The 18559-nt window shown below is 65.6% G+C and carries 28 protein-coding genes; 1 reads left to right on the top strand and 27 read right to left on the bottom strand.

The window, feature by feature from the left end; all coding sequences use genetic code 11:
• Window positions 1-5: 5 nt before the first annotated feature.
• The 22 genes from AC1C2S_RS13030 to rpsJ form a co-directional block, all read right to left on the bottom strand.
• Window positions 6-644 (bottom strand): adenylate kinase, encoded by a 639-nt coding sequence (locus AC1C2S_RS13030; protein ID WP_495352943.1) that lies wholly within the window; start codon window positions 642-644, stop codon window positions 6-8.
• Complete coding sequence (gene secY / locus AC1C2S_RS13025; protein WP_495352942.1) at window positions 641-1963, bottom strand: preprotein translocase subunit SecY; 1323 nt, start codon at window positions 1961-1963, stop codon at window positions 641-643. Before secY ends, AC1C2S_RS13030 begins: the two co-directional genes overlap by 4 nt.
• A 115-nt stretch (window positions 1964-2078) precedes the next feature.
• Entirely contained in the window at window positions 2079-2774 is a 696-nt protein-coding gene (rplO, locus tag AC1C2S_RS13020; RefSeq protein ID WP_495352941.1) for a 50S ribosomal protein L15, read from the bottom strand.
• Window positions 2774-2959 carry a 50S ribosomal protein L30 gene (rpmD, locus tag AC1C2S_RS13015; RefSeq protein WP_022893865.1) on the bottom strand — a complete coding sequence of 62 codons (186 nt, stop codon included), beginning with the start codon at window positions 2957-2959 and terminating at the stop codon, window positions 2774-2776. The genes rplO and rpmD overlap by 1 nt, the downstream gene beginning before the upstream one ends.
• Window positions 2959-3642, bottom strand: coding sequence for a 30S ribosomal protein S5 (rpsE, locus tag AC1C2S_RS13010; RefSeq protein ID WP_495352940.1), 684 nt, complete (start codon window positions 3640-3642; stop codon window positions 2959-2961). Before rpsE ends, rpmD begins: the two co-directional genes overlap by 1 nt.
• A gap of 41 nt (window positions 3643-3683) precedes the next feature.
• Window positions 3684-4043, bottom strand: coding sequence for a 50S ribosomal protein L18 (rplR, locus tag AC1C2S_RS13005; protein ID WP_495352939.1), 360 nt, complete (start codon window positions 4041-4043; stop codon window positions 3684-3686).
• 2 nt (window positions 4044-4045) lie between these two features.
• A complete protein-coding gene (gene rplF / locus AC1C2S_RS13000; RefSeq protein ID WP_495352938.1) occupies window positions 4046-4582 on the bottom strand; it encodes a 50S ribosomal protein L6 in 537 nt (178 codons plus the stop codon).
• A 4-nt stretch (window positions 4583-4586) separates the two neighbouring features.
• Window positions 4587-4985: a 30S ribosomal protein S8 gene (gene rpsH, locus AC1C2S_RS12995; protein WP_495352937.1), complete on the bottom strand. Its 399-nt coding sequence runs from the start codon at window positions 4983-4985 to the stop codon at window positions 4587-4589.
• 128 nt (window positions 4986-5113) lie between these two features.
• A complete protein-coding gene (rplE, locus tag AC1C2S_RS12990) occupies window positions 5114-5701 on the bottom strand; it encodes a 50S ribosomal protein L5 (protein ID WP_495352936.1) in 588 nt (195 codons plus the stop codon).
• Complete coding sequence (gene rplX / locus AC1C2S_RS12985) at window positions 5701-6060, bottom strand: 50S ribosomal protein L24 (protein ID WP_495352935.1); 360 nt, start codon at window positions 6058-6060, stop codon at window positions 5701-5703. The genes rplE and rplX overlap by 1 nt, the downstream gene beginning before the upstream one ends.
• Before the next feature lies 1 nt (window position 6061).
• Complete coding sequence (rplN, locus tag AC1C2S_RS12980) at window positions 6062-6430, bottom strand: 50S ribosomal protein L14 (protein ID WP_495352934.1); 369 nt, start codon at window positions 6428-6430, stop codon at window positions 6062-6064.
• A 32-nt stretch (window positions 6431-6462) separates the two neighbouring features.
• Window positions 6463-6783 carry a 30S ribosomal protein S17 gene (gene rpsQ / locus AC1C2S_RS12975; RefSeq protein ID WP_495352933.1) on the bottom strand — a complete coding sequence of 107 codons (321 nt, stop codon included), beginning with the start codon at window positions 6781-6783 and terminating at the stop codon, window positions 6463-6465.
• Between the two features lie 2 nt (window positions 6784-6785).
• Complete coding sequence (gene rpmC / locus AC1C2S_RS12970; RefSeq protein ID WP_495352932.1) at window positions 6786-7127, bottom strand: 50S ribosomal protein L29; 342 nt, start codon at window positions 7125-7127, stop codon at window positions 6786-6788.
• Window positions 7127-7546 (bottom strand): 50S ribosomal protein L16, encoded by a 420-nt coding sequence (gene rplP, locus AC1C2S_RS12965; protein WP_495352931.1) that lies wholly within the window; start codon window positions 7544-7546, stop codon window positions 7127-7129. Before rplP ends, rpmC begins: the two co-directional genes overlap by 1 nt.
• A gap of 2 nt (window positions 7547-7548) precedes the next feature.
• Entirely contained in the window at window positions 7549-8301 is a 753-nt protein-coding gene (rpsC, locus tag AC1C2S_RS12960; protein WP_495352930.1) for a 30S ribosomal protein S3, read from the bottom strand.
• Window positions 8301-8666 (bottom strand): 50S ribosomal protein L22, encoded by a 366-nt coding sequence (gene rplV, locus AC1C2S_RS12955; protein ID WP_495352929.1) that lies wholly within the window; start codon window positions 8664-8666, stop codon window positions 8301-8303. Before rplV ends, rpsC begins: the two co-directional genes overlap by 1 nt.
• Before the next feature lie 25 nt (window positions 8667-8691).
• Window positions 8692-8973 (bottom strand): 30S ribosomal protein S19, encoded by a 282-nt coding sequence (gene rpsS, locus AC1C2S_RS12950; RefSeq protein ID WP_495352928.1) that lies wholly within the window; start codon window positions 8971-8973, stop codon window positions 8692-8694.
• Window positions 8974-8985: 12 nt separating this feature from the next.
• Window positions 8986-9825, bottom strand: coding sequence for a 50S ribosomal protein L2 (gene rplB, locus AC1C2S_RS12945; RefSeq protein WP_495352927.1), 840 nt, complete (start codon window positions 9823-9825; stop codon window positions 8986-8988).
• 17 nt (window positions 9826-9842) lie between these two features.
• Window positions 9843-10148 (bottom strand): 50S ribosomal protein L23, encoded by a 306-nt coding sequence (gene rplW, locus AC1C2S_RS12940; RefSeq protein ID WP_022893880.1) that lies wholly within the window; start codon window positions 10146-10148, stop codon window positions 9843-9845.
• Window positions 10145-10819 carry a 50S ribosomal protein L4 gene (gene rplD / locus AC1C2S_RS12935; protein WP_495352926.1) on the bottom strand — a complete coding sequence of 225 codons (675 nt, stop codon included), beginning with the start codon at window positions 10817-10819 and terminating at the stop codon, window positions 10145-10147. Before rplD ends, rplW begins: the two co-directional genes overlap by 4 nt.
• A 3-nt stretch (window positions 10820-10822) precedes the next feature.
• Window positions 10823-11479, bottom strand: a complete 657-nt coding sequence (rplC, locus tag AC1C2S_RS12930; RefSeq protein ID WP_495352925.1) for a 50S ribosomal protein L3 — start codon at window positions 11477-11479, stop codon at window positions 10823-10825.
• An 8-nt stretch (window positions 11480-11487) separates the two neighbouring features.
• On the bottom strand, window positions 11488-11796 hold the full coding sequence (gene rpsJ, locus AC1C2S_RS12925; RefSeq protein ID WP_017201594.1) for a 30S ribosomal protein S10: 309 nt from the start codon (window positions 11794-11796) through the stop codon (window positions 11488-11490).
• A 501-nt stretch (window positions 11797-12297) separates the two neighbouring features.
• On the opposite strand from rpsJ, the gene AC1C2S_RS12920 reads away from it, so the two are divergent.
• A complete protein-coding gene (locus AC1C2S_RS12920) occupies window positions 12298-12747 on the top strand; it encodes an OsmC family protein (protein WP_495352924.1) in 450 nt (149 codons plus the stop codon).
• A 6-nt stretch (window positions 12748-12753) separates the two neighbouring features.
• Here AC1C2S_RS12920 and AC1C2S_RS12915 read toward each other — a convergent pair whose 3' ends face one another.
• From AC1C2S_RS12915 to rpsL, 5 genes are all read right to left on the bottom strand, one after another.
• Window positions 12754-13968: an acyltransferase family protein gene (locus tag AC1C2S_RS12915; RefSeq protein ID WP_495352923.1), complete on the bottom strand. Its 1215-nt coding sequence runs from the start codon at window positions 13966-13968 to the stop codon at window positions 12754-12756.
• Between the two features lie 102 nt (window positions 13969-14070).
• A complete protein-coding gene (gene tuf / locus AC1C2S_RS12910; protein ID WP_495352922.1) occupies window positions 14071-15264 on the bottom strand; it encodes an elongation factor Tu in 1194 nt (397 codons plus the stop codon).
• A gap of 112 nt (window positions 15265-15376) precedes the next feature.
• On the bottom strand, window positions 15377-17491 hold the full coding sequence (gene fusA / locus AC1C2S_RS12905; RefSeq protein WP_495352921.1) for an elongation factor G: 2115 nt from the start codon (window positions 17489-17491) through the stop codon (window positions 15377-15379).
• 136 nt (window positions 17492-17627) lie between these two features.
• Window positions 17628-18098 (bottom strand): 30S ribosomal protein S7, encoded by a 471-nt coding sequence (gene rpsG, locus AC1C2S_RS12900; protein ID WP_495352920.1) that lies wholly within the window; start codon window positions 18096-18098, stop codon window positions 17628-17630.
• Window positions 18098-18472 (bottom strand): 30S ribosomal protein S12, encoded by a 375-nt coding sequence (gene rpsL / locus AC1C2S_RS12895; protein ID WP_108596013.1) that lies wholly within the window; start codon window positions 18470-18472, stop codon window positions 18098-18100. Before rpsL ends, rpsG begins: the two co-directional genes overlap by 1 nt.
• Window positions 18473-18559: the final 87 nt, after the last annotated feature.

The raw sequence follows: 18559 nt of genomic DNA, 5'->3' as shown, positions 1-18559 counted from the left end.
CTGGCTCAGGCTGAGACGACGTTGCCGTTTGACGGCGTGAGGCCGCGCTCGGCCAGGCCCCGGAAAATGCGCTGGGTCACTTCGTCGAGCGAGCCCACCCCGTCGATGCGAGCGACGATGCCGCGCGGCCGGTACACGTCGAGGATCGGCGCCGTCTCGCGCTCGTAGATCGCCAGTCGGTTCGCGATCACCTCTTCGGTGTCGTCGGTGCGTCCCTGATCGGCGGCCCGCTGCTGCAGCCGGGCGATGCTCTCGGTACGGGGAACATCGAGCTCGATGACGGCGTCGAGCGCCTCACCGCGACCCGTGAGGAACGCGTCGAGGTCGTCGACCTGCGCACGGTTGCGGGGATACCCGTCGAGCAAGAAGCCCTTCGCGGCATCCGCTTGGCTGAGCCGATCGCGAACGAGTTCGCTGGTGAGTGCATCGGAGACGAGGTCGCCCGCCTCGATGATCGCCTGCACCCGCTTGCCGAGCTCGGTGCCGCCCGCGACGTTCGCACGGAAGATGTCACCCGTGGCGATCTGGGGCACTCCGAAGGCCTCCGCGACGAGCACGCCCTGCGTTCCCTTGCCGGAGCCCTGAGGCCCGACGATCAGGAACCGAGCCGACCCCGTCGCGCCCTGAGCCTGTCGAAGGGTCATCGGAGAAGTCCTTCGTAGTGCCGCTGCTGGAGCTGGGCGTCGATCTGCTTCACCGTCTCGAGGCCGACACCGACGATGATCAGGATCGAAGCGCCGCCGAACGGGAAGTTCTGGTCTGCACCGACCAACGCGAACGCGATCAACGGGATCAGGGCCACGAGACCGAGGTAGAGGGAGCCCGGCAGGGTGATGCGGGTGAGCACGTAGTCGAGGTACTCGGCGGTCGGACGCCCGGCACGAATGCCCGGGATGAACCCGCCGTACTTCTTCATGTTCTCGGAAACCTCGTCGGGGTTGAACGTGATCGCCACGTAGAAGTACGTGAAGCCGACGATGAGGAGGAAGTACATCAGCATGTACAGCGGGTGGCTGCCCTGCGTGAGGTAGTTCGTGATCCAGGTGACCCAGGGCTGCGGAGTCTCACCGGCAGCCGGGGTGTTGAACTGCGCGATGAGCGCAGGCAGGTAGAGCAGCGAGGAGGCGAAGATGACCGGCACCACACCCGCCATGTTCACCTTGATCGGGATATAGGTGTTGTTGCCGCCGTAGGTGCGGCGGCCGACCATCCGTTTCGCATACTGCACAGGGATGCGCCGCTGCGACTGCTCGACGAAGACGACGGCGATCACGACCACGAGGCCGATCACGAGCACGATCGCGAAGGTGTCCCAGCCGCGGGCGATTCCGATGGCCCAGAGCGAACCCGGGAACTGCGCTGCGATGGACGTGAAGATCAGTAGCGACATGCCGTTGCCGATGCCGCGCTCGGTGATGAGCTCGCCCATCCACATGATGAGGCCGGTACCGGCGGTCATGGTGACGACCATGAGCAGGACTGCATACCACGCGTCGTTCGAGATGAGCTGCGAACACGACGGGTCGCTCGATGGGAACAGCGCGCCGGAACGGGCGACCGTGATGAGCGTCGTCGACTGGAGCACGCCGAGGGCGATCGTGAGGTACCGCGTGTACTGGGTGAGACGCCCCTGGCCGGCCTGGCCTTCTTTGTACAGGGTCTCGAAGTGAGGGATCACCACGCGCAGCAACTGCACGATGATCGACGCGGTGATGTAGGGCATGATGCCCAGCGCGAAGATCGAGAGCTGCAGCAGCGCACCGCCCGAGAACAGGTTGACGAGGTCGTAGAGACCCGCCGCCCCCGTCTGGTTGGCTGCGAGGCAGGCCTGCACGTTGCCGAAATCGACGAACGGCGCGGGAATGAACGAGCCGAGCCGGAACAGGGCGATGATGCCCAGCGTGAACCCGAGCTTGCGGCGAAGATCCGGCGTGCGGAAGATCCGCCCGATGGCGTTGAACACTCGTCCTCCTGTAGCTCCGTGTGGAGTCAGTCCATATGCGACTCGAGCCAGTCGAGACCCCCGTGAATCATACGCGAGGTCCCGACTGGCTCGAGCAATCGGTGCTGTTTCCGGTCTACTTGACCGAGCCGCCAGCGGCGACGATCTTCTGCTCGGCCGAGCCGGAGACCTTGTCGACCGCGACGGTGAGCTTCACCTGGATGTCACCGTTGCCGAGCACCTTGACGCGCTCGTTCTTGCGAACGGCGCCCTTGTCGACGAGATCGGCGATGGTGACATCGCCTCCCTTCGGGTACAGCTCGGCGAGCTTCTCCAGGTTGACCACCTGGTACTCGACGCGGAACGGGTTCTTGAACCCGCGCAGCTTCGGCGCACGCATGTGGTACGGAAGCTGGCCACCCTCGAACCCGGGGCGGATGTTGCCACGCGCCTTCGAGCCCTTGGTGCCGCGACCGGCCGTCTTGCCCTTCGAACCCTCACCGCGTCCGACGCGGGTCTTGTCCTTCTTGGCGCCGGGAGCCGGGCGGAGGTGGTGTACCTTCAGCACCTGCTCGCGCTTCTCCGCGACATCCGCCTTGGCAGCGGCCGTCTTGGCGGACGCGGCCTTCGCTGGGGCCTTCTTCTCCGACGCAGCCTTCGCCGCGGCCTTCGGAGCGTCGGCCGAGTCGGCCTTCGCTGCGGCAGCCTTGGCGGGGGCCTTCTTCTCGGCTGCCTTGGGGGCGGCCTTCGCGGCGGCGGGCTTGTCGGCCGTCTTCTTCGCCGGAGCCTTCTTGGGGGCTTCGGCGGCGACGTCCTTCTTCTCGTCAGCCATTAGTCAATCTCCTCAACCTTCACGAGGTGCGCGACGGTGTTCACGTAGCCGCGGTTCTGCGGGGTGTCCTCGCGAATGACCGAAGCGCCGATGCGCTTGAGCCCGAGGCTGCGCAGCGTGTCGCGCTGGTACTGCTTCTCGCTCACCTTGGACTTGATCTGGGTCACCTTCAGCTGCTTGGCCATCAGGCACCTGCCTTCGATGCTGCGGCAGCCTCGGCCGCCTGGGCTTCGGCACGCAGCAGACGGGCCGGAGCGACCTCGTCGTAGGGCAGCCCCCGACGCGCGGCGACCGCACGCGGCTCTTCGAGCTGCTGCAGGGCCGCGACCGTGGCGTGCACGATGTTGATGGTGTTCGACGAGCCGAGCGACTTGCTCAGCACGTCGTGGATGCCGGCGCACTCGAGCACGGCGCGCACCGGACCACCGGCGATGACACCGGTACCGGCGGACGCGGGACGCAGCAGGACGACGCCGGCTGCGGCCTCACCCTGCACGGGGTGCGGGATGGTCGCTCCGACGCGGGGGACGCGGAAGAAGTTCTTCTTCGCCTCCTCGACACCCTTGGAGATCGCGGTCGGAACCTCGCGCGCCTTGCCGTAGCCGACGCCGACGAGCCCGTTGCCATCGCCCACGACGACGAGCGCCGTGAAGCTGAAGCGACGGCCGCCCTTGACGACCTTCGACACGCGGTTGATGGTCACGACGCGCTCGAGGAACTGGCTCTTGTCTGCGTCACGGCCACCACGGTCACGGCCACCCTGGTTTCGGTCGCGACCGCCACCGCCGCCGCCACCACGACGAGCATCGCGCTCGTTGCGGGCCGGCTCTGAAGCGGCTGCCGTCTCGACGGGTGCCTCTGCAGTCACCTCGGGCTCCTTCGTAGTGCCATTTTCAATAGGTACGGTGCTCACAGGTTGAGCCCTGCCTCTCGCGCTCCATCGGCGATCGCTGCGACGCGACCGGCGTACTTGTTGCCGCCGCGATCGAAGACGACCGACTCGATGCCGGCCTGCTTCGCGCGCTCCGCGACGAGTTCGCCGACCTTCTTGGCCTTGGCGGTCTTGTCACCGTCGAGGGTGCGGAGGTCGGCCTCCATCGTGGACGCGGATGCCAGCGTGCGGCCGGCGGCGTCGTCGACGACCTGCACGAAGACGTGCCGGGCCGAGCGGGTGACAACGAGGCGCGGACGCAGCTCGGTGCCGACGACCTTCTTGCGAAGGCGGGTGTGGCGGCGCGAACGCGCAGCCGTCTTGGTCTTCACGGCCATGATTACTTACCAGCCTTTCCGGCCTTGCGACGCACGACCTCGCCGGCGTAGCGGATGCCCTTGCCCTTGTAGGGCTCCGGCTTCTTGATCTTGCGGATGTTCGCGGCGGTCTCGCCGACGGCCTGCTTGTCGATGCCGGCAACGGTGATCTTGTTGTTGCCCTCGACGGTCAGCGTGATGCCGGCCGGCGCCTCGACGACGACGGGGTGCGAGAAGCCGAGCGCGAGCTCGAGGGAGCCGCCCTTCTGGGCCACGCGGTAACCAGTGCCGACGATCTCGAGTGCCTTCGTGTAACCCTGGGTCACGCCGATGATCTGGTTGGCGATGAGGGTACGCGTGAGGCCGTGCAGCGAACGCGAAGCGCGCTCGTCGTCGGGTCGGGTGACGAGAACCTGGTTCTCGTCGAGCTTGACCTCGATGGGGGCGGCGACGGTGAGCGAAAGCTCGCCCTTCGGGCCCTTCACGGCGACGGCCTGGCCGTCGACCTTGACGTCGACGCCCGCGGGGATGTCGATGGGAAGTCGTCCGATTCGTGACATGGAACTACCACACGTAGGCGAGGACTTCTCCGCCTACGCCCTTCTTCTCGGCCTGGCGGTCGGTGAGCAGACCGCTGGAGGTGGACAGGATGGCAACGCCGAGACCGCCGAGCACCTTGGGGAGCTCCGTCGACTTCGCGTACACGCGGAGGCCGGGCTTGGAGACACGCTTGATGCCCGCGATCGAACGCTCGCGGTTGGGGCCGAACTTGAGCTGCAGCGTGAGGGTCTTGCCCACTCGCGCGTCGGTCAGCTCGAAATCGGCGATGTAGCCCTCTTTCTTCAAGATCTCGGCGATGTGCCCCTTGAGCTTGGAGTTGGGCATCGACACGGACTCGTGGTGCGCGGAGTTCGCGTTCCGCAGACGGGTCAGCATGTCAGCGACCGGGTCGGTCATCGTCATGACAAGTGTTTCCTTACGTTCACCAGGTTTCAACACCCGTTACACGAGCGGTGACCTGTGGTGTCGGCCCCCACGGATGCGGGGAACCGGTTCGGATGCCGCGGGCGTGTGCCCGCGGCATCCGTGGTTCAGTTGGCGGACTCGGCCGACTTGAAGGGGAAGCCGAGCTGCCTGAGCAGCGCGCGACCCTCATCATCGGTCTTGGCAGTGGTCACCACGGTGATGTCCATGCCGCGGACGCGGTCGATCTTGTCCTGGTCGATCTCGTGGAACACGGACTGCTCCGTGAGACCGAAGGTGTAGTTGCCGGTGCCGTCGAACTGCTTCTCGGACAGGCCCCGGAAGTCCCGGATGCGCGGCAGAGCGAGCGACAGCAGGCGGTCGAGGAACTCCCACATGCGGTCGCCGCGAAGCGTCACGTGTGCACCGATCGGCTGGCCCTCACGCAGCTTGAACTGCGCGATGGACTTGCGAGCCTTGGTGACCTGCGGCTTCTGGCCGGTGATCTTGGTGAGGTCGGCGATCGCGCCGTCGATGACCTTGCCATCGCGCGCGGCCTCGCCGACGCCCATGTTCACGACGATCTTCACGAGACCGGGCACCTGGTGCACGTTGGTGTAGCCGTGCTCCTCGGTGAGGGTCTTCGAGATCTCGTCCCGGTACTTGGTCTTCAGTCGCGGCTGGATTTTGCCAGCCTGCGTAGCCGTATCGGTCATTACAGGTCCTTACCTGATTTCTTGGCGTAGCGGACGCGGACCGTCTTCTCGACGCCGTCCTTCGTCACGGTCTCGTTGCGGAAGCCGACACGGGTCGGCTTCTTCGACTCGGGGTCGACGAGCGCGACGTTCGACACGTGGATCGGCGCCTCTTGGGTCTCGATGCCACCCGTCTTCGAGCCGCGCTGGGTCTGGCCGACGCGAACGTGCTTCGTCACGAAGTTGATGCCCTGCACGACGACGCGGTTCTCGGCGACGAGCACCTCGAGCACCTTGCCCTGCTTGCCGCGGTCTCCGCCGCGGGCCTGGCTGCGGCCCGAGAGGACCTGCACGAGGTCGCCCTTCTTGATGTTGGCCATGTTAGATAACCTCCGGTGCCAGCGAGATGATCTTCATGAACTTCTTGTCGCGAAGCTCGCGACCGACGGGTCCGAAGATTCGGGTGCCGCGAGGGTCGCCGTCGTTCTTGAGGATCACCGCTGCGTTCTCGTCGAACTTGATGTAGGAACCGTCGGAACGACGGGTCTCCTTGACGGTGCGGACGATGACGGCCTTGACCACATCGCCCTTCTTGACGTTGCCGCCGGGGATCGCGTCTTTGACGGTGGCGACGATCGTGTCGCCGAGGCCGGCGTAGCGACGCTTCGAGCCGCCGAGAACGCGGATCGTGAGCAGCACCTTGGCGCCGGTGTTATCGGCGACCTTGACTCGTGATTCCTGCTGAAGCACTGTGAACTCCTTCTTTCAAGTAAGCCCGAGGCTTACTTGGCCTTCTCGACGATCTCGACCAGGCGCCAGCGCTTGGTGGCGCTGAGCGGGCGGGTCTCGCTGATCACGACGAGGTCGCCGATGCCTGCGGTGTTCGCCTCGTCATGCGCCTTCACCTTGGAGGTGCGGCGGATGACCTTCCCGTAGAGAGGGTGCTTCACGCGGTCTTCGACCTCGACGACGATGGTCTTGTCCATCTTGTCGCTGGTCACGTAGCCGCGACGAACCTTGCGGTAGCCACGGACGAGCTCGGCCGCGGTGTCGACCTCGGCCGCGGTGCCGACTCCGGCAACTGGCTTCTTGGTCTCAGCCATGATCAGGCCTCCTTCGTCTCTGCTTCGGCAGCGGCATCCTCGACCGGAGCGGTCTCGGTTGCCTCGGCCTTGGCCTTCTTGGTCTTCTTCTCGGCCTTGACCGGAGCCTCGACCGGCGCGGGCGTGGCCCGGATGCCGAGCTCGCGCTCGCGGATGACCGTGTAGATGCGCGCGATGTCGCGCTTGACCGCGCGGAGGCGGCCATGGCTTTCGAGCTGACCCGTGGCCGACTGGAAGCGCAGGTTGAACAGCTCTTCCTTGGCCTTCTTCAGCTCATCGACGAGACGCTCGTCTTCAAAGGTGTCGAGCTCGACGGGGCTGAGCTCTTTGGTGCCGACGGCCATTATGCGTCGCCCTCCTCGCGCTTGATGATGCGTGCCTTGAGGGGCAGCTTGTGAATGGCACGGGTCATCGCCTCACGAGCGAGCTGCTCGTCGACGCCGGAGACCTCGAAGAGGACTCGACCCGGCTTGACGTTCGCGACCCACCACTCGGGTGAACCCTTACCGGAACCCATGCGGGTCTCGGCCGGCTTCTTCGTGAGCGGACGGTCGGGGTAGATGTTGATCCACACCTTGCCGCCGCGCTTGATGTGACGCGTCATCGCGATACGAGCGGACTCGATCTGACGGTTCGTCACGTACGCGGGGGTCAACGCCTGGATGCCGTACTCACCGAAGGTGACCTTGGTGCCACCGGTGGCGTGGCCCGAACGGCCGGGGTGGTGCTGCTTACGGAACTTGACTCGACGGGGAATCAACATGGTTATGCCTCAACTCCTGCTGCCGCCGGCTCCTGCGCCTTGGGCGCACGACGGGGACGGTCGCTGCGCTCGGGGCGCGACGACTTCTGGTTGGCCTGCTCGCGGGCGAGCTCCTTGTTGGTGATGTCGCCCTTGTAGATCCAGACCTTCACGCCGATGCGGCCGAAGGTGGTCTTCGCCTCGTAGAAGCCGTAGTCGATGTTCGCGCGCAGGGTGTGCAGGGGCACACGGCCTTCGCGGTAGAACTCCGAGCGGCTCATCTCGGCGCCGCCGAGGCGGCCGGAGACCTGGATGCGGACGCCCTTGGCTCCGGCACGCTGAGCACCCTGCAGGCCCTTGCGCATCGCGCGGCGGAACGCCACACGAGCGGAGAGCTGCTCGGCGATACCCTGAGCGACGAGCTGGGCGTCGGCCTCGGGGTTCTTCACCTCGAGGATGTTCAGCTGAATCTGCTTGCCGCTGAGCTTCTCGAGGTCGGAACGGATGCGCTCCGCCTCGGCGCCGCGGCGGCCGATCACGATGCCGGGACGCGCCGTGTGGATGTCCACACGAACGCGGTCACGGGTGCGCTCGATCTCGATGCGCGAGACACCGGCACGATCGAGCGACGTCTGCAGCAGTCGACGGATCTTGATGTCTTCTGCAAGGTAGTCGGCGTAACGCTGACCTGGCTTCGTCGAGTCTGAGAACCACCGCGACACATGGTCGGTGGTGATGCCGAGACGGAAGCCGTACGGGTTGACCTTCTGACCCATTACTTCGTACCCTCCTCGGGCGTGGCGAGCACGACGGTGATGTGGCTCGTTCGCTTGTTGATGCGGAAGGCACGACCCTGGGCACGCGGCTGGAATCGCTTGAGGGTGGTGCCCTCATCGACGAATGCGCTGCTGATGTAGAGGTCCTGCTCGTCCAGATAGGTGTTCGAGGCATCGGCCTTGACGCGAGCGTTCGCGATGGCTGAGGCAACGAGCTTGTACACCGGCTCGCTCGCACCCTGAGGTGCGAACTTCAGGATGGCGAGTGCCTCCTGTGCCTGCTTACCGCGGATCAAGTTGACGACGCGGCGGGCCTTCATGGGGGTCACGCGGATGTGTCGCACGCGTGCGATCGACTCCACCATTTCTTCTCCTCCTTCACGTCACCGCTTAGCGGCGACGGCCCTTCTTGTCGTCCTTCACGTGTCCACGGAAGGTGCGGGTGGGGGCGAACTCGCCGAGCTTGTGACCCACCATGGTCTCGGTGACGAACACCGGGATGTGCTTGCGACCGTCGTGCACCGCGATGGTGTGACCCAGCATGGCCGGGATGATCATCGAACGGCGCGACCAGGTCTTGATCACGTTCTTGCTGCTGGCCTCGTTGGCCGTGATCACCTTGCGAAGCAGGTGGTCATCGACGAAGGGGCCCTTCTTCAGACTGCGTGGCATCTTCTACAACTCCTACTTGCGCTTCTTGCCGACGTTACGACGGCGAACGATGAGCTTGTCGCTGGGAAGATCGCGCTTGCGCGTACGGCCTTCCTTCTGGCCCCACGGGCTGACGGGGTGACGTCCACCGGACGTCTTGCCCTCGCCACCACCGTGCGGGTGGTCGACCGGGTTCATGGCGACACCGCGCACGGTCGGGCGGACGCCCTTCCAGCGCATGCGGCCGGCCTTGCCCCAGTTGATGTTCGACTGCTCGGCGTTGCCGACCTCGCCGACGGTCGCGCGGCAGCGCGCATCGACGTTGCGGATCTCGCCCGAGGGCAGACGCAGCTGGGCGTACGGGCCGTCTTTCGCGACGAGCCGAACGGATGCACCGGCCGAGCGGGCCATCTTCGCGCCGCCACCGGGGCGGAGCTCGATCGCGTGGATCACGGTACCGGTGGGGATGTTCTTCAGCGGCAGGTTGTTGCCGGGCTTGATGTCGGCGCCGGCGCCCGACTCGACGATGTCGCCCTGGGCGAGCTTGTTCGGAGCCAGGATGTAGCGCTTGGTGCCATCGACGAAGTGCAGCAGCGCGATGCGCGCCGTGCGGTTGGGGTCGTACTCGATGTGAGCGACCTTGGCGTTGACGCCGTCTTTGTCGTTGCGCTTGAAGTCGATCACGCGGTACTGGCGCTTGTGGCCACCACCGATGTGACGCGTCGTGATGCGACCCTGGTTGTTGCGACCACCGGTCTTGGACAGCGGGCGGAGCAGCGACTTCTCGGGCGTCGAGCGCGTGATCTCCGCGAAGTCGGCGACCGACGATCCGCGACGACCCGGCGTCGTGGGCTTGTACTTACGAATAGCCATTCTTATTCCTCTGCTCCCTAGCCGACAGCCGTGAAGATGTCGATCGAGCCGGACTTGAGGGTGACGATCGCGCGCTTGGTGTCCTTGCGCTTGCCAAGGCCGAACCGGGTACGGCGGGTCTTGCCCTGACGGTTCAGGGTGTTGATCGACGCCACCTGGACGTTGAAGATCTTCTCGATCGCGAGCTTGATCTCGGTCTTGTTCGAGCGGGGGTCCACGATGAACGTGTACTTGCCCTCGTCGATCAGGCCGTAGCTCTTCTCCGAGACGACGGGCGCGATGATGATGTCGCGCGGGTCCTTGTTGTTCGCGGCGGCGGTCATGCCGAGACCTCTTCCTTCACTGCGCTGTCAGCCTTGGGCGCCTTGGAGGCCACGAAGGCCTCGAGCGCGGCAGTGCTGAAGACGATGTCGTCGGAGACGAGCACGTCGTAGGCGTTCAGCTGGTCGACGCGCAGCACGTGCACGGTCGGGATGTTGCGCACCGCGCGCTGCGCGAGCTCTTCACCCTGCGTGAGCACGATGAGGAAGCGCTTGGCGGGAGCGATCGCTCCGAGGAGCGCGACGGCGTCCTTGGTCTTCGCCGTCTCGCCGGCGACGAAACCGGAGACCGCGTGGATGCGGCCACCGCGTGCGCGGTCGGAGAGCGAACCGAGGAGGGCCGCGGCGATCATCTTCTTGGGGGTGCGCTGCGAGTAGTCACGCGGCTGCGGGCCGTGGACGATGCCACCGCCGGTCATCTGAGGAGCACGGATCGAACCCTGACGGGCGCGGCCGGTGCCCTTCTGCTTGAACGGCTTGCGACCGGCGCCGGAAACCTCGCCGCGGGTCTTGGTCTTGTGCGTACCCTGGCGCGCTGCTGCGAGCTGGGCGACGACGACCTGGTGGATGAGCGGGACGTTGGTCTGCACGTCGAAGAGTTCGGCGGGCAGCTCGACCGAGCCGGACTTCTTGCCGGTCGCGTCGAGCACGTCAATGGTGTTGGCGGTAGCCATGGACTACGCCCCCTTCACTGCGTTGCGGACGAAAACGAGGCGGCCGCGCGCACCGGGAACTGCGCCCTTGACGAGCAGCAGGCCCTTCTCGGCGTCGACGGCGTGCACGCGGAGGTTGAGCACGGTCACGCGCTCTCCACCCATGCGACCGGCCATGCGCATGCCCTTGAAGACACGGCTGGGGGTCGAGGAAGCACCGATCGAGCCGGGCTTGCGGTGGTTGCGGTGCGAACCGTGCGAAGCGGAGACGCCCTTGAAGTTGTGGCGCTTCATGACACCGGCGAAACCCTTGCCCTTGCTCGTGCCGACGACGTCGACGAGCTGGCCGGCTTCGAAGGTGGCCTCGACGGTGAGCTCTTGGCCGCGCTCGTACGAGGCGGCGTCAGCGGTGCGCACCTCGGTGAGGTGGCGGCGCGGAGTCACGCCGGCCTCACGGAAGTGACCGGCTGCGGGCTGGTTCACCTTGCGCGGGTCGATGGCGCCCGCCGCGATCTGCACGGCCTGGTAGCCGTCTTTCTCGGGGGTGCGAACCTGGGTGACCACGTTCGGGGCGATCTCGATCACAGTGACCGGAACGAGCTTGTTGTTCTCGTCCCACACCTGGGTCATGCCGAGCTTCGTGCCCAGCAGTCCCTTCACGTTCTTGGTAGCGGAAGACATCTGTTACCTCAGAGCTTGATCTCGATGTTGACGTCGGCCGGCAGGTCGAGTCGCATGAGCGAGTCGACGGCCTTGGGCGTCGGGTCCACGATGTCGATGAGGCGCTTGTGGGTGCGCATCTCGAAGTGCTCGCGGCTGTCCTTGTACTTGTGGGGCGAACGGATGACGCACACCACGTTCTTCTCCGTCGGAAGCGGCACTGGGCCGACGACCGTGGCGCCCGCGCGGGTCACCGTGTCGACGATCTTGCGCGCCGAGGTGTCGATGACCTCGTGGTCATACGACTTCAGTCGAATGCGGATCTTCTGTCCCGCCATTGCTGACTCTCTCTCTGTCAAGGCGTCTTACCCCTTCCGAGGGCATCGGACGCCGCGTAGCTACTCCGTGTGAAGCACCACTGTTCTTCTGTCAAAGGCCGTTGATCGAGCCTGTCGAAACCACCCGGGCGGATTCTCTCCGCCGCGGTGCCCTCGACACGCCCGACCTCGTGCCCACCGACGCGCACGCAGGCATACCTGTGTCTGTTCAGGCACAGGCCTGTTGCGTTGTGGTTGTCGGCTTGTCTGTTCTCCTGCCTGCGGCCTAGCCTGACCCCTGTACGAACCGGGTGGCTATGCACTGCCTGACAGTGATCCGATCGGCGCGCACGCATGCGCGCGTTCGAAATGTTGAACTCATCGAGTTTGCCACAGTCCGGGCATCCATGCAACCCGGGCGTGTCGCGCCCACTCGGTTCACAGCCGAGTTCCAGCCGACGGATGCCTCGAGCCCGCCGCATCCGTGATGGAATCGAGCTGACGACCACGACTGGAGACCCCATGACCGAGCACGCGCACCGCGTGAGTCAGCGGATCGGGCCGGGCAGCGTCTCGGTCACGCGCACCGGTTCACGCACCTACGAGGGTATGAACGAGCGCGGCTCGACCGTGCTGATCGGGCCCGAGGAGGCGGAAGGCCACTTCACCCCCGGCGAGCTTCTGAAGCTCGCCCTCGCCGGCTGCGCCGGCATGAGCGCCGACCGGGTCGCGGCACGCCGTCTCGGTGACGACTTCGCGATGACGGTGTGGGCGCACGGCACCTCCGACGCCGACAACCGATACTCTCGCGTCGATGAAGAGCTGCTCGTCGATCTCTCGGTGCTCGAACCGGCCGAGCGCACGAAGCTCATCGAGATCATGGCGAAGGCGATCGACCGCGGCTGCACCGTGGCACGCAGCGTGCACGGGAGCATCGACCTCGAGACGACGATCGACGCAACCGCGGTCTGACCGACGTCACTCGCGATCGCTGCGATCGCACGCGGCCGCACGCTCGGCGGCCATGCTCGGTGCGACGACGCCGGCAGTGACGACGACCGCGACGACGACCGCGATGCCGCCGATGACGACCGACGGGCGACCGCGAGCGCCCTTCGCCGGGGTGCGGAACGGGTCCTCGATGAATCGCTTCGAGAGACCCGCGACGAGGAACGCGAGCGCGACGAGCAGCACCATGAGCCAGGGCGGGCTCGGCATACCGGTGAAGTAGGGCATGAACATGAAGATCGGCCAGTGCCAGAGGTAGAGCGAGTACGACACGTCCCCCGTCCACTGCACGGGGGCCGCTGCCGCGAGACGGGCCGGCGACCACGCGACATCCGGCATGCCCGCCCAGATCACCGCCAACGTGCCCGCCACCGGCACGAGCACGACGACGCCCGGGAACAGTTCGTGCGAACGGAAGGCGACGATCGGCACGATGATCAGCGCGAGCCCAGCCCATGACGCCGCACTGCGCCAGCGTGCATGATCTGGACTCGGCGTCCCGGCGACGACGGCGAGGATGCCGCCGACGCCGAATTCCCACGTACGAGTGAGCGTCGAGAAGTAGGCGAGATCCGCGTTCTGAGTGGTGAGCACGACGCAGTAGGCGAGGGATGCCGCGGTGACGGTGCCGAGCACGGCCAGCACGAAGCGCCGGGAGGCCGCTCCCCTGCGCACGGCGATCCAGAGCCCGAAGATGATGAGGAGCGGCCAGAACAGGTAGAACTGCTCCTCGACCGACAGCGACCAGAAGTGCTGCACCGGCGTCGATTCCAGATCGGCCCGGCGCGGGATCTGCGAATCGATGGCCAGCTGCCAGTTCTCGTAGTAGAGCGCGCTCGCCACGATCTCGCGGAACCACGAGCGCCACTCGCGCTGCGGAACGACGAGCAGCGTGAGCACGGACACCGCCAGCAGCACTGCGACGGCAGCGGGGAGAATGCGCCGAGCACGGCGGAGGTAGAAGGTGCTCAGCGAGATTCTGCCGCGTGTCTCGGCCTCCCGGAGGAGCAGGCCGGTGATGAGGAACCCCGAGACGACGAAGAAGACGTCGACACCCATGTACCCCGCAGGCGCGACGGCCGGCCAACCATGATGGAGCACCACCGCCCCGACGGCGAGCGCCCGGAGAGCCTGGATCTCGGGGCGAACCGTCGATCGAACGAGTGGCTGAGGGGGAGCTGCCATCTGTTCCAGCGTAGATCGCTCGCCCGCTTCGCGCGAGGGCGAACGCGAAACGGGGCCGGGCCCGAAGCCCGACCCCGTTGGGATCGCGTAGTGCGAAAGGTGTTACTTGAGCACCTTCGTGACCGTGCCGGCGCCGACGGTGCGACCACCCTCACGGATGGCGAAGCCGAGACCCTCTTCCATGGCGATCGGCTGAATGAGCTCGACCGTCATGTCGGTGGTGTCGCCGGGCATGACCATCTCGGTGCCCTCGGGCAGCGTGATGACGCCGGTGACGTCGGTGGTGCGGAAGTAGAACTGCGGGCGGTAGTTCGCGTAGAACGGGTTGTGACGCCCGCCCTCTTCTTTGGAGAGGATGTACGCGGTGCCGTCGAAGTTCGTGTGCGGGGTGACCGAACCCGGGGCGACGACGACCTGGCCGCGCTCCACATCTTCGCGCTTGGTGCCGCGAAGGAGCAGACCGCAGTTCTCGCCGGCCCATGCCTCGTCGAGCTGCTTGTGGAACATCTCGATGCCGGTGACCGTGGTCTTCTGCGTCGGGCGGATGCCGACGATCTCGACCTCGGAGTTGATCTTCAGCGTGCCACGCTCGGCGCGGCCCGTGACGACGGTTCCACGACCGGTGATCGTGAAGACGTCTTCGATCGGCATGAGGAACGGCTTGTCCTTGTCGCGGATCGGGTCGGGGATCGACTCGTCGACGGCGTCCATGAGGTCGAGAACCGACTTGACCCACTTCTCGTCACCCTCGAGCGCCTTGAGGCCCGAGACCTGCACGACGGGAGCGTTGTCGCCGTCGAAGCCCTGGCTCGAGAGCAGCTCGCGAACCTCGAGCTCGACGAGCTCGAGGATCTCTTCATCGTCGACCATGTCGGACTTGTTGAGCGCGACGAGCAGGTAGGGCACGCCGACCTGCTTGGCGAGCAGCACGTGCTCACGCGTCTGAGCCATCGGGCCGTCGGTCGCCGCGACCACGAGGATCGCGCCGTCCATCTGCGCAGCACCGGTGATCATGTTCTTGATGTAGTCGGCGTGACCCGGGGCGTCGACGTGCGCGTAGTGGCGCTTCGGCGTCTCGTACTCGACGTGCGAGATGTTGATCGTGATGCCGCGCTGACGCTCTTCAGGAGCGGAGTCGATCGACGCGAAGTCGCGCTGCACGTTGGTGGCCGACGGGTACTTGTCGGCGAGCACCTTCGAGATCGCGGCGGTGAGGGTGGTCTTGCCGTGGTCGACGTGACCGATCGTTCCGATGTTGACGTGCGGCTTGGTCCGCTCGAACTTGGCCTTAGCCACTGTGGGTCCTCCTCAGGACTCGTGTAGAACCCCCGGGCGCTGGATTGCGACCGGTGGTCTACGGGGGTTGTGTTGATATGTTACGCGAACCGGCAGGTTCGTGCGTCTCGGACTATTCGCCCTTGTTCTTCTGGACGATCTCGTCGGCCACAGCCTTCGGGACCTCCGCGTAGCTCTGGAACTCCATCGAGTACACCGCGCGACCAGAGGTCTTCGACCGAAGGTCGCCGATGTATCCGAACATCTCCGAGAGCGGGACGTGCGCACGCACGACCTTCACGCCGGCGGCATCCTCCATCGACTGGATCTGGCCGCGACGCGAGTTCAGGTCGCCGATGACGTCGCCCATGTACTCCTCAGGAGTACGGACCTCGACGGACATAAGCGGTTCGAGCAGCACGGGGTTCGCCTTGCGAGCGGCTTCCTTGAAGCCCATCGATCCGGCGATCTTGAACGCCATCTCCGAGGAGTCGACGTCGTGGGCCGCACCGTCGAGCAGGCTCGCCTTCACGCCGACCATCGGGTAGCCCGCGAGGATGCCGTACTGCATGGCATCGCGGAACCCGGCGTCGACCGAGGGGATGTACTCGCGGGGGATGCGACCACCGCTGACCTTGTTCTCGAACTCGTAGGTCTTGTCGCCTTCGATCTCGAGCGGCTCGATCGCGAACTGGATCTTCGCGAACTGGCCGGAACCACCGGTCTGCTTCTTGTGGGTGTAGTCGTGTTTCTCGACCGCGCGCTTGATCGTCTCGCGGTACGCGACCTGGGGCTTGCCCACGTTGGCCTCGACGTTGAATTCGCGCTTCATGCGGTCGACCAGGATGTCGAGGTGAAGCTCGCCCATGCCCTTGATGACCGTCTGGCCCGTCTCGGAGTTCTGCTCGGTGCGGAACGTCGGGTCTTCTTCGGCGAGCTTCTGGATCGCAGTGCCGAGCTTCTCCTGGTCGGCCTTCGTCTTCGGCTCGATCGCGACCTCGATCACGGGATCGGGGAAGGTCATCGACTCGAGCACGACTTGGTTGTTCGGGTCGCTCAGGGTGTCACCGGTCGTCGTGTCCTTGAGACCGATGACGGCGTAGATGTTGCCTGCGGTCACCGACTCGACGGGGATCTCCTTGTTGGCGTGCATCTGGAAGATCTTGCCGATGCGCTCCTTCTTGCCCTTGGTCGAGTTGATGACCTGGGCACCCGAGTCGAGACGACCCGAGTAGACGCGCACATAGGTGAGGCGACCGAAGAACGGGTGCACCGCGACCTTGAATGCGAGGGCCGTGAACGGCTCCGAAGCATCCGCGTGGCGCATGACGACCTTCTCCTCGTCGCGAGCGTCGTGCGCCTCGATGGCGGGCACGTCGAGCGGCGACGGGAGGTAGTCGATGACGGCGTCGAGCATGGGCTGCACACCGCGGTTCTTGAAGGCCGAACCGCAGAGCACCGGGTAGATCTCGCTCTTGACCGTGAGGCCGCGGATGGCGGCCTTGATCTCGGCGACCGTGAGCTCTTCGCCACCGAAGTAGCGCTCCATCAGAGCGTCGTCGGTCTCGGCGACGGCCTCGAGCAGCAGGGTGCGGTACTCCGCAGCCTTCTCGACGAGGTCGGCGGGGATCTCTTCAATGGCGTACTTGGCGCCCATCTCGACGTCACCCTTCGCGTCGCCGCGCCAGGTGAGTGCACGCATCTCGACCAGGTCGACAACGCCCTCGAAGGAGGACTCCGCACCGATCGGCAGCTGCAACACGAGCGGCTTGGCACCGAGGCGGTTGACGATGGTGTCGACCGTGAAGTAGAAGTCGGCGCCGAGCTTGTCCATCTTGTTGACGAAGCAGATGCGCGGCACGTTGTACTTGTCGGCCTGACGCCAGACCGTCTCGGACTGGGGCTCGACGCCCTCTTTACCGTCGAAGACGGCGACGGCGCCATCGAGCACGCGGAGCGAACGCTCGACCTCGACCGTGAAGTCGACGTGGCCGGGGGTGTCGATGATGTTGATCTGGTTCTTGTTCCAGAAGCAGGTCACGGCGGCAGACGTGATCGTGATGCCGCGCTCTTTCTCCTGCTCCATCCAGTCGGTCGTCGAGGCACCGTCGTGGGTCTCGCCGATCTTGTGGTTGACGCCCGTGTAGAACAGGATGCGCTCGGTCGTGGTGGTCTTGCCGGCATCGATGTGCGCCATGATGCCGATATTGCGGACCTTGTTCAGGTCGGTGAGCACGTCTTGTGCCACGGGTGTTCCTCCGGGGATTCAGGAAGGGGAAAGATGAGGTGAACGGATGCCGCGGCATCCTGCTGTGGCATCCGTCCGGCCTGCTACCAGTGGTAGTGGGCTCGATCGGATGCCGGCCGCGGCACCCGTCTGCCTGCTACCAGCGGTAGTGGGCGAAGGCGCGGTTCGACTCGGCCATCTTGTGGGTGTCTTCGCGGCGCTTGACCGCGGCACCCAGGCTGTTCGAGGCGTCGAGGATCTCGTTGGTGAGACGCTCGGTCATCGTCTTCTCGCGACGGGCCTTGGCGTAGCTGGTGAGCCAGCGGAGAGCCAGGGTGTTGGCGCGGTGAGGCTTGACCTCGACGGGGACCTGGTAGGTCGAACCGCCGACGCGACGTGAACGCACCTCGAGTGTGGGGCGCACGTTGTCGAGCGCCTTCTTGAGGGTGGCGACGGCGTCTTGGCCGTTCTTCTCGGCAACGTTCTCGAGGGCGTCGTAGACGATGCGCTGGGCGAGGTCTTTCTTGCCGTCGATGAGGATCTTGTTGACGAGCTGGCTGACGACGGGCGAACCGTAGACCGGGTCGGCGACGACGGGGCGCTTGGGAGCTGGTCCTTTGCGAGGCATTACTTCTTCTCCATCTTCGCGCCGTACTTGCTGCGACCCTGCTTGCGGTTCTTCACGGCCTGCGTGTCGAGCGCGCCGCGGACGATCTTGTAGCGCACACCCGGGAGGTCTTTCACACGACCGCCGCGGATGAGCACCATCGAGTGCTCCTGGAGGTTGTGGCCCTCGCCGGGGATGTAGGCGGTGACCTCACTGCCGTTGGAGAGCTTCACACGGGCGACCTTGCGGAGCGCGGAGTTCGGCTTCTTCGGGGTGGTGGTGTACACACGCGTGCAGACGCCGCGCTGCTGGGGGTTGGCCTTCAGGGCGGGAGCCTTGGTCTTGGTGACCTTCGGCGAGCGACCCTTGCGGACCAACTGCTGAATCGTTGGCACTGCTTCTCCTTGTTGGTGCTGCACGGTGACAGCGTTTGATGGAATTCACATCAGACCCACCGGCACTGCAGAGCTGCAGCGCCGTTT

Source organism: Agromyces sp. Y782, from assembly GCF_059445405.1.
The sequence above is the reverse complement of the archived record's forward strand: the minus strand, read 5'-3'. Positions and strand labels throughout refer to the sequence as shown.